Genomic DNA, 13,142 nt, shown 5'->3' with positions numbered 1-13,142 from the left:
GCCACGATGATATCGTTGATAATTTCCTCAGGTTCATCAATCCATCCTTCGACCAACGGTAAAACCCCACCTCATAAACAATCCCCGGCATAAAAAGAACAACTGACTCTGCCGGCCCTGCACGCACAGAAAAACCGGGTGAACGATCCCGCATGAAAGAGCGTATGCTGTCGAAAAAAAAGCGAATACCAGGGTGATGAAAAATTCCATTCAATGCACCCAGCTGCATTCCTGCAGCTGCACCAGGAACCGGAACCTGTTTCCGGAGAGAGGAAACAATGACGACCAATGATTATTCTGCGGAGGTATCTCCATGAGTCCTGAACCATTCACGGTAACGATAACCAAAGAAACGCTTGCCGATATGTATGAACGCCTTGCCACGACCCGCTGGCCGGACGAGATCTCCGGCTCCGGGTGGGAGTACGGAACAAATCTTGCCTACCTGAAAGAGCTGATCGCATACTGGCAGGACGGGTTTGACTGGCAGGTGCAGGAAACCGCCATCAACCGCTTCGCCCATTTCCGGGCAGAAGTTGACGGATCCGGCATCCATTTCATTCACGAACGCGGCAAGGGAAAGAACCCGATTCCGCTTGTCCTCCTTCATGGCTGGCCCGCAACATTTACCCAGATGCTGAAGGTAATCCCGCTCCTTTCTGATCCGAAAGACCACGGAGGAGATTTTACGGATTCTTTTGATGTGGTTGTCCCGTCACTGCCGGGCTTCGGGTTCTCGGACCGGCCTACCGGCCCGGGGATGAGCTGCGCCTGCATGGGGGAGATGATCCATACGCTGATGACAAAGGAACTCGGCTACAGCCAGTATGCCGTCCGGGGCAGCGACATTGGCGCCGAGATAGCCCGGCACCTTGCCCATGCACATCCGGAATCCATAATCGGCATTCACTTAAGCGGAGCAACACCCCTTATGGGCCCGCCCCCGGCTGACCTGTCACCCGCGGAGCAGCAGTATCTTGGGGCCGGCCAGATGTGGATGATGACCGAAGGAGCTTATTGCATGGTCAATTCAACCAAACCGCAGACCCTTGCGTACGGCCTCAACGATTCGCCGGCGGGTCTCGCGGCCTGGATCGTGGAAAAGTTCCGGGCATGGAGCGATTGTTCCGGCAACGTGGAGACCCGGTTCACTAAAGACGAGCTGCTCACCAACCTGACGATCTACTGGGCCACGGGAACGATCAACTCTTCATGCCGGGTCTACTGTGAGACCATGCGCAACATGTCGCCGTCCGCAGGCCGGCGTATCGATGTCCCGACCGGAATGGCACAGTTCCCAAAAGATCTCGTCCCTGCGGTCCGGGCATGGGAAGTGCGGTTCTACAACCTGCGGCACTGGATGGAGATGCCCCGTGGGGGTCATTTCGCAGAGATGGAAGAGCCGGATCTGCTTGCAGAAGATATCCGAGAGTTTTTCCGGCCGCCCCGGGAGCTGATGGACTGATTACCGTCATTTTTTTAGTAAAAATGCACCGATATATCCGTGAAACTCTTCACGCGGAGTCGATCATTCCAGCTCGATCTCATCAATTCTCCACGACGGTCTGGGGGAAATATCGAAAGGAGATGACCGAGAACTTTGATTCAATTCGCTATCGAAAACGGTTCCTGGTTGAAACCAAGTTCTCTGTCCTCAAACGTAGGTTCGGGGCGGACCTGAAATCCCGAAGATTTCAGAGCCAGAAGACGGAAATCTCATGTAAGATCATTCTAGCCAACCTTGACAGGTTCATACAATTTGTTTGGAGAATGGTTTTCTACAGAGCAAAAGAAAGTTAATGTTTACATTATTTTTACAAACGTTTATAGTGTCAGCGACAGTGAACCGAAGTTCCCCCATTCGGTTGCAGGCACAGTAAACCGTCCCTCATCAGGGTCTCCTTGAAGGAGACGGGTGTACGCCTCACGTTTCCCTAACAATTGCCATCCCCATTGATTTTTAAACATGCCCCTCCAAAATATTTATGCGATATTATATGTTGCTTCACCCCGTAGAAATTATCCTAATTCTCCTCTGGGGTGGTTTTGTTGCCTACTGGTGGACCACCTCACTGCGGAACCGGACGCCCCTGAAGCGTGTGCCTTCCCGTTTCGGTTTCCTCACCAGCATGGGCTTCCCAGCCGGTGTTGTGCTACTTGCTGTCGTCCTAGTCGCTCCGTGGTTCTACGAATCACGCCTGCTCCCCGACCTTTTTCCAGTTGACATCTTTGGCCTGCTCCTTGTTATCTTCGGCATCTGCTTTGCGATCTGGGCAAGAGTGCACCTCGGTCATAACTGGAGCAGCCGTCCCGCCATCCACAATAATCATACGATTACTCGCACCGGGCCTTACTCGATTGTACGGCACCCGATATATACCGGTATTCTCACTGGAATCCTTGGCACTGCGATTGCAACTGGTGCGACTCTCGCATTTATCTGTCTCCTTGTGTTCCTTGTTCTGTTCCTACTTAAGATCCGGATGGAGGAGCAGTTCTTGGTGGAAGAGTTCGGGGAGGATTACGAGCGGTATCGGGGGAATGTGAAAGCGATCGTACCCTTCGTGCTGTGAGCGGGCTAGCAGAAGTCGATCACGGATTTAAAAAACTGCTTCTGTAGAAATGCACATGAACGGGTGTTCGCACCCGATCCATCAGTACCAGCAATTGATCCGTGCCCTTGAAAATTGACAACGGGTCCGGTACTAAACCGACCCGGGTTCGCCGGATCATCCCCCCATGTGTCTGGACACTGGTGCGATCGGGAAGGGATATCTGGGGGAAACCCCGGATCCGACCCTCCGCCGGTTCTCCGGCCAATCTCCCGTCCGGAAAAACACCTCCGTGAGCAACCAAAAGGGACTGTATTGACCGTTTTTAAATCTCAAAATGCCCCTCATATGAGCAAACGGGGGACCATACGGGCATATCTTAAAAAACGTGTTGTATAATTCGCTAAAAAACGCGACCCTCAAAAAACCGGGTTTTCAAATCGGGCTCTGATTGGCAAACGGAGCGTTATAATTGGAGTTTTGTAGGGAGATTTACGGTTACGATATGACCCGGGGACATCGAGTCCCGGCTCCCGGCTGGAACTGCTCGACTGTGACAACCTGTTCATTCTCAAAGAACCGGAACGGGTTACCCGTCCGGTACTAACGTTCCTGCATGACGTAGACCGGTTGAAAACCTCAACCTTTATATGATTAAAGTTACTACAAGTTACTGTGGTGACTTGCAGTAACTTACGTAAACGTTAGTTACATTGCCTGGAATTATGGTTGATATCAAGGAACTGAAGGAGAAAGAGAAGGAGAGGCGCTCCAATTTCATCATCGATGCTGCGGAGAAGCAATTCTTTGCCAAGGGATATGACACGGTATCGATGGATGACATCGCAGCAGAGGTCGGTCTCTCCAAAGCAGCATTGTACCGGTACTTCGAAACCAAGGAAGCATTGTATTTTGCAATCGTCTTGCGGGGTACCCGCATCCTTGCTGCCATGCTCAGAGAAGGCATGGACAATGCCCCGACCAATATTGAAAAAGTTACCGCATACCGGGATGTTGGTGACCAGTTTGCAAAGGACTATGCCGATTACCAGAAGTGTTGCTACTTCCTGATGTCAGGAAGGTTCGACCCGGCCTCCATCATGGCGAACAAGGATATCCAGGAGATGGGGCTGATGCTGGGCGAGATGTATACCCGCTTCCGCAACGCGATACAGGCAGGAATCGAGGATGGCTCCATCCGGTCGGATGTTGAACCGGAGGAGATCGCTGTCCTGCTTACGATGATCTCTGATGGCATCAATAACATGAGATCCGATCTGCTGATGATCCTGGCAAGCAGGGGAATCGACAAGGAAAAATTTTCCCGGGACGTCAAGCGCCTCATTGCGGCCATGATCACCAATACCGGAAAAAACGGGGGTCCTGAGGGATCCCACCGGGGAGACTGATCGCCTTGAGGAGCTTGCCGCCAACAGGTATCGGCTGAGTTACTGGGCGCTGTTTTTCTTCACCAGACCGGCCTGAGCCGGTAAGTGAAACGATGCCACGTCCGCCCGCGGCCCGGCTTCCTAACAGAACCGTATGAGATAGCCGTGCGTATGCAAGATGAATTAAAACAAACACCCTGGAGATGTGCTGATGATAACGAAGAATGAATCTGACAAAGGCGATTCCGGTAAAACCGTCCCGCCATGTATTGAACCCGTTGAAGTTGCCGTACTGCTGTCCCTGATCTTTGACGGGATGTCGCCAATGCGGCCCGATCTTGTGATGATCCTGGAAAGCCGGGGAATTGACAAAGACCGGTTCTCCCATGACGTGCGACAACTCTTGACGGTCATGGTCACAACCCCGGAAGCCTGCGGGGAGAACGGGCGATCCCCCTCCGGGTCCTGAACCGGAAATTATGTGGGTGACGGGAATACCCGTGCCCCGGACCTGATCTCTTACAATTAATTGGCCGGCAAACCGGCCAGATCCTTTCAGGAAAAAGGTATTTGGTAAGCCTTGGCGGTCCACGTATTCGTCATCGGCAGTCGGATCGCCGGAAATGATTTCATGAAAAAAGGTCGGAGGAAAAAATGGTTACAGAAATCGGATCAACAATCGTAAACGAAACGACCATCAATCTCGGTCTCAAGGCGATTGGAGCAGGTATTGCAATCGGACTTACCGGTATCGGTGCGGGAAATGCAGAGATGGGCATAGGTGCAGCATCCGTCGGGGCTATCGCGGAAGATAAAAATTTCTTCGGAACCGGCATCATCCTCACTCTGCTCCCGGAAACGATCGTCATTTTCGGGTTTGTTGTCGGCCTCCTTATCCTGTTCCTGTAGGCAGGACCCGATTACTGCCCGAGGCTTGGCCCGTCTCCACGCTGGCGATTACCCGGGGATGGGGCAAACGGAAAGGCGGTTGCGTGATTATCTCCCCGCTCTCAACGTTTAGTTACAAAATAACCGATAGTTATAATTTAACCCAAAGTTAGTACAGTACAAGAGACTGCCCCCGGGCAGCATCCAGACGATTGCCGGCTCCCTATGGGAGAGGACTGTATCACATGGACACTCAGCAGACACGCGGGGATCCCGCAGAACCCAACACAAATTGTAACGGCCCAAGTACCATGGCTGAAAAAATAGCCGTGATCCGTGCTTGCGAATCAATGAAGCCGGAGGACGAACGGATCTGTTTTGATCCGTACGCTCTCCACTTTCTTGATCCGGGGACACGACAGGCTTTGCTCCGGAACTCCGGTGCATTCCGGTACATCCTGGCACAGATCGAGAACCAGTTACCCGGCATCAGCGGCGCCCTTGTTGCACGCGTCCGTTGTTTCGATGAATTCGTACAGCAATCCACAAACACCGGCTATGGTCAGATCATAATCCTCGGCGCCGGGTATGATACCCGGGCATACCGTATGGATGACCTGAAGACCATACGGGTATTCGAAGTGGATCATCCCGATACTATCCGCGTAAAGGTGGAGAAGATCCGGAAGATCTTTGGAACCCTTCCCAATCAGGTGACCTATGTTCCCGCCGATCTCGAAGAAGACGGCCTTGAATTGAAACTGGCCGACCGTGGCTATGATCCCACCTGCAGGACGCTCTTCTTAATGGAGGGACTGGTCATGTACCTCTCTCCTGCGGCCGTTGACCGGATATTCTCCTTCACCGTAAAAAATTCCCCGAAGGGAAGCAGCGTCCTCTTCGATTACTGTCCCGAAGATGACGGGACAGGATCCGGCGCCGGCTGGGCCTCGGTAAGGAGCGCCACGGCGTTTGTAAGTCGGCAGGGAGAACCGCTCCGGTCCTGCGTGCCGGGATCGATACGGGACTTCCTGACAACGCGGGGGTTCGCAGGAATCCGGAATATGACCGGCGCTGACCTGCGCCAGGCTTATTTCACGGGCAAGAACCGCGGCAGGACGATTAGCGAGCTCTATTCGATTGCGTCTGCTTCGGTTGGCACGCAGACCTGCACCGTGGGGGAAGAGCCATGAAAGTCCTCGCCATCAGTGCAAGCCCGCATAAGGATACGGGCAACACCGCCCTGATCCTTACCCCGTTCCTTGATGGTATGAAGGAGGCCGGCGCGGCGGTTGAACTCTTTTATACCGAAGACCTCACGATTCGCCCGTGCCGGGGAGACTTTGCCTGTTTCTGCCGCCCCTCCGGGAGGTGCATCATGTCCGATGATATGGACTGGCTGATGCCGAAGGTCCGGGAGGCAGACATCCTCGTCTTTGCCTCGCCGCTCTATGTTGACGGGGTAACGGGACCGATGAAGACCTTCATCGACCGGCTCGTTCCGCTCCTCCAGATGTACATCGAGACACGGGACGGACACTGCCGGCATCTGCCAAAGGACACCAAAATCCGGAAAATCGTTCTTGTCTCCAACTGCGGCTTCTGGGAGCGGGACAACTTCGATCCGCTCATCCTGCACATGCGTGCCCTTGCAAAGAACTTAAACGCGGAATTTGCCGGGGCGCTTGTCCGGCCCCATGGCCCGTTTCTGCGCAGTGCACCTCAGTCAGGGCTTCCCTATGAGGATATCCTGGATGCCGCAAAGAGCGCGGGCAGGGAACTGGTGCGGGACGGGGTACTTTCAGAAAAGTCTCAGGCTGTTGTCAGCCGGGATATGCTCTCGCATGAAAAATTCATGCAGGTCTGTAATCCCATGATCGGGAAACTCGTGGAACGGCTCGGACGGGAGGACCGGTCATGAACGGTGACCTCGGTTTTATAGGAATTTCACGGGAAAACCCGGAAGCCGTTCCTTCCATAGGGGCCGGTCCCAGCAAGACTGCCGAGACCACGACCCTCGTCAGATCAGGAGAGAGCATGAAACCTGCAGATATCCGGCTCTTCTTCGACCCCTACGCGATCCGGTTTATCAAACCGGCCCTCCTTGCATGGTTTAACGCCCATCCGGACGAAACCCGGGAGATTGTCGAATATGAGGAGCGCCGGTTCCCCGGGATGAACAGCGCTATCGTGGCCCGGACCCGTTACTTTGATGATATCATCTCAGAATCCCTGGAGACCGGCGTGGAACAACTCGTTATTATGGGTGCAGGATTCGATGCCCGGGCCCACCGGATCTCCGGCCTCTCCTCTGGAGTTCGGGTTTTCGAGCTGGACCAGCCGGATACCCAGGCCGTCAAACAATTACGGGTTCGGGAGATCTTCGGGCACCTGCCTTCGCATGTCTCGTATGTCCCGGCCGATCTCAAGACCGCCGTCTGGCAGGAAACCCTCATAGATCATGGTTACGACCCGGGAAAAAAGTCCCTCTTTGTCCTGGAAGGGCTCTGCATGTATCTCTCCCCTGAGACTGTTGATACAATACTCGGCTTCGTAGTAAGCAGGGCCGGGCCGGGCAGCAGCGTTCTCTTCGATTATCCCGCGATGTCGCTGATCGATGGCTCCGATGACAGCCTGATAGCAAAGAACTTCCGGCAACGGGTTAACGGGCTGGGCGAACCGCTCCGCTTCGGCATTCCCGACGGGAGTGTTGTCGCCTTTCTTCACCGGAGAGGGTTTAGCCGGGTACGGAACCTGACCCCCCCGGAGGGGAATGCTCGGTATTTCCACGGGAAGAATGCGGACAGGCCGATGTGCAGCCTCTTCTCATTTGTCCACGCGGACATACCCATGAAAGGAAAAAACTGCAAATATGGCGGGGAATTACCTGTATGTCGGAAGGGATTGCTGTGATCCCCCCGGATATATCCGGCAATCCGGATATGACCGATGAACGGCAGATCCGGATCCGTGGGATCCTCTTCGGCCTCGTCCCGGTCGTCCTCATGGGTGTAATTCTCTTCATCTCTGCGGGAACGCTCTTCTGGCCGGCAGCATGGCTGATCCTGCTTGTCATGTTCAGTGCCACGACCATTGTCACCGCCACCTGCCACGCGGAACTTATAACCGAGCGCATGCAGAAGCAGGCCGGTGCAAAAGAGTACGACCAGAAACTGGTCCGGCTGCTGAATCTTATCGGTCTCCTGCCGCTCCTTGTTGCCGGCCTGGACTTACGGTTTGGCTGGACCGGCCAGATGGCATTCCCTGTTCAGGCCATCTCCATGGTCCTGTTCCTGCTTGGCTACTTTATATTCTCATGGGCCCTGCTCTCGAACCGCTTCTTCTCTCTCATCGTCCGGGTCCAGAGTGAAAAGGGGCATCATCCGGTCACCACCGGCCCCTACCGCTTCGTCCGGCATCCCGGTTACCTTGGGTTTATCATCATTGTGCTTGCCCAACCGGTACTACTCGGCTCGGTCTGGGCAGTTATCCCAGCGGTTGTCACCGCCGGGCTGATAGTCTGGCGGACCGCTCTTGAGGACCGGACTCTTCAGAAAGAACTTCCCGGCTACCGGGAATACACAGAACAGATTCCCTACCGGCTTATCCCCGGGATCTGGTGACCGCCCGCCTCTGAATAACAAAACACACCTGGTTATAATCATGAACAATCCCACCGGAAAAATGACCGCGATCCTTGTCGCACTGGTCCTTGTGCTCGTGATGACCGTCCCCGTGCTTGCAGAATCTACTGCGCCGACCGTCATCATCTCGGACTATACCGTAACGCCCTCTATGCTCATGCCGGGAGATACCGGCACCCTTGCCATCACCCTCAGCAACACTGCTCAGGCTGCATCTGTAAAAGAAAATACCGGTATAACCCAGAGTGGGGCCTTCTCCACAACCCGTAGTACCGATATCAACATCTTCATTGAAAATGTCCATCTCGAAGGAAACGGTATCACGGTAACCTCTGCTGATTTCGACCGGCTCGGCGAGCTTGGTCCCGGCCAGTCCATGCCCGTGACCTTCCTCATCGAAGCTCCCTCCAGGGATGGCATCTACTTCCCTGAAGTCTGGGTGGACATCAAGGGCGGAACAAGCACCCGCTATCCCATCCCTGTGAACGTGAACACTCATATCGCCGTTGCCAAGAAGCCGGATCTCTCGCTTGAGAAGATACCCCCTGAACATGTGATCCCCGGGGAAGACTTTCCAACCCTCCTCACGCTCGTGAACCGTGGGGCAGGTCGTGCCGATGACATATCCGTTGTGATCAACGCCACTTCAACTGCCCTCTCGCTCAAAAGCCCTGCCAATTATTATATCTCCCACCTTGAATCCGGTGAAAAACAACAACTCGTCCTCCTGTTCTCAACCGACCGGAAAATTGCGGTTGGCATACGGGATATCCCGGTGAGTATCGAATTCCGGAACCCGGACGGGACCCGGTCCCGCCAGACAGAACACATCGGAATTCCGATCAAGGGAAAAGCAGAGATTGCCATCGCCGCGATCACAACCGATCCGGTCCGGATTGGCGATGGCGACAAATTCACCATGACCGTCCGGATCGAGAATACCGGGACCGCTGACGCCAGGTCCGTCCAGGCATCGATTGATCTGCCGGCTTCCGGGAACCGCGATGCTTTCATCGGCAGGATCGAACCTGACAACGATGCCCCGGCTGTCTTTTACCTCCAGGACCGGGGGAGCGGCGAGATCCATTATACCCTCAAAGTCCAGTATGCCGATGACTACGGCAACCACACGGCAGAAAAACCTCTCATGCTCAGCGTGGCCCCGCCCAATTATACCGGTTCGATCCTCACCCTGGTTATTCTCCTCTGTCTTGCGTGCGGAGCGTACTGGTACTGGAGAACCAAGAGGAACTAGATCATGGCCTCCACACTTCGGGTCTCCGCACACCTGGCCCTTCGGGGTCTCCAGCGGGGAAACCGGTTCACGACCGTTCTCACGGTCCTGATAATAGCGCTCGTCTTTATCATGCTCTGTTTCCAGCCCTCGCTGAATGCAGGGATCATCTCTGCGGTCAACAACCAGATCATAGACTACAGTTTCGGCAACATTGTTGTCGAGCCAAAAGAGCACCAGGTCTATATTGACCATGCTGCAGGTCTCAAGAAGAAGATCGACCGGATTCCCGGGGTTGTTGCAAGCACCCCTGAGTACAAGCTGGGTGCAACCTATACCTTCAAGGACACCCAGTATTCGGGGCCGCTCTATGCCATTGATCCCTCGGATGCCCGGCCGGTGCTCAGGACCCATACCAAGATGCTGTCAGGAGAATTCCTTTCCGATGGCGACCGGGGGCAGATCGTTCTCGGGGCCATTCTCGCCGGTAACAAGGACCAGAAACTCGATAAAGTCAAAGCCCTCCGGGGCGCCCAGGTAGGAGATACCGTTGACGTGGCCTATTCGAACGGGGTGGTCCGGAGTTACCGGGTCAAGGGAATTTATGCGACCGACTCGCTCTCTGCGGATATGTCCGCTGTGATTACACGGGAAGAAGCTGAATCTGTTACCGGTCTTTCCGACAAGGCATCCCTTATCCTTATCCGGCTCTCCCCATCTGTTGATGAAAATGCGTTCAAGACAACGCTGATGCAGTACGGCGTCCAGGAACCTGTCAAAACCTGGTCAGAAGAGGCCGGGGCGTTCATGACGGACACCGCGAAGACCTTCGAGGCGCTCAACGCGATCATGACCATCTTTTATCTCCTGTTTGCAAGCATTGTCGTCTTCATCGTGGTCTACATCAACACGACCAACAAGCGCAAACAGATTGCGATCATGAAAGCGATCGGCATAAAGCGTGAGATCATCATCAACGATTACCTTATTCAGGTCCTTGTCCTCTGTGGGATCGGGATCATCCTCGGCCTCATGCTCTTTCTCCTCCAGACCCAGGCTATGACCGCGAACCCCGTCAGGTTCCCCTCCATGGGTGTCGTGACCCCGGTTGTTTCGCTCTCTCTTATCACAAGCGGCATCCTGGATCTCCTGGTGGTATCCTTCATTGCTGGCTACATTCCGGCCTGGACAACAACGCGGGAAGAGATCCTCGACGGTATGAGGGGGTAGCATGATCCTCTGTGAAGATCTCAGTAAAATCTACACCCTGGGGGCGGTGCAGGTCCATGCCCTGCGGGATGTCTCCCTGACCATTGAGAAAGGGGAGTTTATCGGGATCATGGGTTCGAGCGGAAGCGGTAAGTCCACGCTCCTGCATATGCTGGGCCTTCTTGATCATCCCTCCCGCGGAAGCATTACCCTTGCCGGGACCGACGTGGGAACACTCACCGAGGACGAGCGGACGCTCTTTCGCCTGAACAATCTCGGCTACGTCTTCCAGGATTATGCCCTGATAAGCGAGCTCTCGGTGCTGGAGAATGTCTGTCTTCCCTGTCTCGTACGGGGAACTCCACGCGGGGAGTGTATTCCGGCAAGCACGGAAATCCTCTCATCCGTAGGTCTTGGCGATCGCATCAATCATCTGTATCATGAACTGTCCGGAGGGCAACAGCAGCGCGTCTCTATTGCACGGGCACTTGTCAATAAGCCACGTATTCTCTTCGCCGATGAACCTTGTGCCAACCTGGATTCCGAGACTTCAAGAAACATCCTTGAACTCTTCAGGCAACTGAACCAAGAGCTGAAACAGACGATTGTCATGGTCTCTCACGAACCCTGGCATACCGAGTATTTTGACCGGGTGATTACCCTCAGGGATGGCGAGGTCGTTGCCTCATGACCCTGGAAAAAGACGAATTTGGAAGAATTGAAATGAATACCAACCTGACAGACGCAACAGCGACCCGGGACAGGGACCGAAAGTCCGTACTCGTGATCGTCCTCGTAAGTATGTTGATGGCCATCCTTGACGCCTTCATGATGAACATCGCCCTCCCGACCGTGACCACCGATTTTGCGATCGGTATTGCCGAAGCCCAGTGGGTCCTGACCGGGTACCTCATTGCGATGACCAGCCTCTTCATCATCTTCGGCAGGCTCTCGGAATTTACCGGAAAGACCCGGCTGTTCACTGCGGGGCTCGTCCTCTTCACTGCCAGTTCTCTTGCATGCGCCATTGCACCCGGAATCAGCTGGCTTGTCGCATCCCGGATCCTCCAGGGACTCGGTGCCTCAATGATGTTTTCCATTTCAGGTGCAATCATCGTCAACACATTCCCAAAGGAAGAGATGGGACGAGCAATGGGTCTCTTTGGTGCCGTTTTCGGTCTCGGTGCTGTCCTTGGACCAGTACTTGGGGGGTTCCTGACTGCACTCTTCGGGTGGCAATCAATCTTCCTTGTAAATGTACCAGTTGGAATCCTCCTCCTTTTCGGGGTATCCCGTTACTTCCGGATACCGGAAACCATAGACCCCCACTTCATCATGGACTGGATCGGGGCATGCCTGCTTTTTGTCTTCATTACATCGCTCATTGTCTTCTGCGGACAGATGGCATACCTCTTTACCATGACTCTTCTTCTCCTTGCGAATGGGATAGTCGTAGTGGCAAGTTTCATGCTGCTTCTTGTTCACCTGAGACGCTGTCCCCATCCCATTTTCGACATTACTTTCCTGAAGAACCGCTGGTTCGTAATGCCGGTGATCGCCTCGGCTCTCTTTACCATTGCTGTTACTATAGTGAACACAATCGGACCGTTCTATTTCCAGGGGGTCATGGGTTATTCGCCACTCCAGATCGGACTTCTCTATATGCTGGTCCCGCTCTTCCTGATGGTTGCATCTCCCGTGAGCGGGTGGGTGTACGACCGTTACCGGTACCGGTATCTGGCAGCAGTGGGTGTGGCTATCAGTATCGCCGGGTTCCTTATCCTGACATACGCGATTCTCGTTGCTGGTCTAGGCCTGATTGTAACTGCGTTCGTAATTCGGGGGATTGGCGGCGGGTTCTTCGTCAGCCCAAACGCAACTGAGACTATGACCTCGCTTCCATTAAAGAATACAGCGGCAGCTTCGAGTGTCTCTGCTACGATGAACAACCTAGCCTCGGCACTGGGAATCTCACTCGCGAGCATCCTTGTTGCAGCAGGGTTTCTGGGGTCAGGGTACAGAGGTCCGGTCCTAGGGGCCGACCAAGCACTCCTTTCGCAGATATTCGGAGTATCAGCACTCATTGCTGCGGGCATCTGTCTGTGTTCAGGGATCGTGTCGGTGATGAGGAACATGCAGACGCCTCCTCAGCCAACTACTGCTGGCCCGGTCAACGTTTACGAAGAATAGAATTCCCCCTGAAAGTGGGATACAAACAGCCGGTTGC

General features: G+C 54.3%; 13 protein-coding genes. All 13 read left to right on the top strand.

From position 1 onward, the window contains the following. Positions 1–313 precede the first annotated feature (313 nt). The 13 genes from WC598_RS07735 (at position 314) to WC598_RS07675 (ending at position 13,105) form a co-directional block, all read left to right on the top strand. Positions 314–1,465: an epoxide hydrolase family protein gene (locus WC598_RS07735; protein WP_372960905.1), complete on the top strand. Its 1,152-nt coding sequence runs from the start codon at positions 314–316 to the stop codon at positions 1,463–1,465. A gap of 532 nt (positions 1,466–1,997) precedes the next feature. Beyond that, positions 1,998–2,573 carry an isoprenylcysteine carboxylmethyltransferase family protein gene (locus tag WC598_RS07730; protein WP_372960904.1) on the top strand — a complete coding sequence of 192 codons (576 nt, stop codon included), beginning with the start codon at positions 1,998–2,000 and terminating at the stop codon, positions 2,571–2,573. Between the two features lie 704 nt (positions 2,574–3,277). Then, a complete protein-coding gene (locus WC598_RS07725) occupies positions 3,278–3,961 on the top strand; it encodes a TetR/AcrR family transcriptional regulator (protein WP_372960903.1) in 684 nt (227 codons plus the stop codon). Positions 3,962–4,151: 190 nt separating this feature from the next. Beyond that, complete coding sequence (locus tag WC598_RS07720) at positions 4,152–4,409, top strand: hypothetical protein (RefSeq protein ID WP_372960902.1); 258 nt, start codon at positions 4,152–4,154, stop codon at positions 4,407–4,409. Positions 4,410–4,594: 185 nt separating this feature from the next. Continuing rightward, positions 4,595–4,849, top strand: a complete 255-nt coding sequence (locus WC598_RS07715; protein ID WP_372960901.1) for an ATPase — start codon at positions 4,595–4,597, stop codon at positions 4,847–4,849. Between the two features lie 224 nt (positions 4,850–5,073). Next, complete coding sequence (locus tag WC598_RS07710; protein ID WP_372960900.1) at positions 5,074–6,021, top strand: SAM-dependent methyltransferase; 948 nt, start codon at positions 5,074–5,076, stop codon at positions 6,019–6,021. Continuing rightward, entirely contained in the window at positions 6,018–6,749 is a 732-nt protein-coding gene (locus tag WC598_RS07705) for a flavodoxin family protein (RefSeq protein WP_372960899.1), read from the top strand. Before WC598_RS07710 ends, WC598_RS07705 begins: the two co-directional genes overlap by 4 nt. Beyond that, positions 6,746–7,741, top strand: a complete 996-nt coding sequence (locus tag WC598_RS07700) for an SAM-dependent methyltransferase (protein WP_372960898.1) — start codon at positions 6,746–6,748, stop codon at positions 7,739–7,741. The genes WC598_RS07705 and WC598_RS07700 overlap by 4 nt, the downstream gene beginning before the upstream one ends. Next, positions 7,720–8,451 (top strand): isoprenylcysteine carboxylmethyltransferase family protein, encoded by a 732-nt coding sequence (locus tag WC598_RS07695; RefSeq protein ID WP_372960897.1) that lies wholly within the window; start codon positions 7,720–7,722, stop codon positions 8,449–8,451. The genes WC598_RS07700 and WC598_RS07695 overlap by 22 nt, the downstream gene beginning before the upstream one ends. Before the next feature lie 40 nt (positions 8,452–8,491). After that, complete coding sequence (locus tag WC598_RS07690) at positions 8,492–9,727, top strand: COG1361 S-layer family protein (RefSeq protein WP_372960896.1); 1,236 nt, start codon at positions 8,492–8,494, stop codon at positions 9,725–9,727. 3 nt (positions 9,728–9,730) lie between these two features. Beyond that, positions 9,731–10,936, top strand: a complete 1,206-nt coding sequence (locus tag WC598_RS07685) for an ABC transporter permease (RefSeq protein WP_372960895.1) — start codon at positions 9,731–9,733, stop codon at positions 10,934–10,936. 1 nt (position 10,937) lies between these two features. Continuing rightward, on the top strand, positions 10,938–11,606 hold the full coding sequence (locus WC598_RS07680; protein WP_372960894.1) for an ABC transporter ATP-binding protein: 669 nt from the start codon (positions 10,938–10,940) through the stop codon (positions 11,604–11,606). Then, positions 11,603–13,105, top strand: coding sequence for an MFS transporter (locus WC598_RS07675; protein ID WP_372960893.1), 1,503 nt, complete (start codon positions 11,603–11,605; stop codon positions 13,103–13,105). The genes WC598_RS07680 and WC598_RS07675 overlap by 4 nt, the downstream gene beginning before the upstream one ends. Positions 13,106–13,142: the final 37 nt, after the last annotated feature.

This window comes from Methanoregula sp. (genome assembly GCF_041645475.1).
Lineage (GTDB): Archaea > Halobacteriota > Methanomicrobia > Methanomicrobiales > Methanospirillaceae > Methanoregula.
Note: the sequence above shows the minus strand (reverse complement) of the source record. Positions and strands in the feature narration are given on the sequence as shown.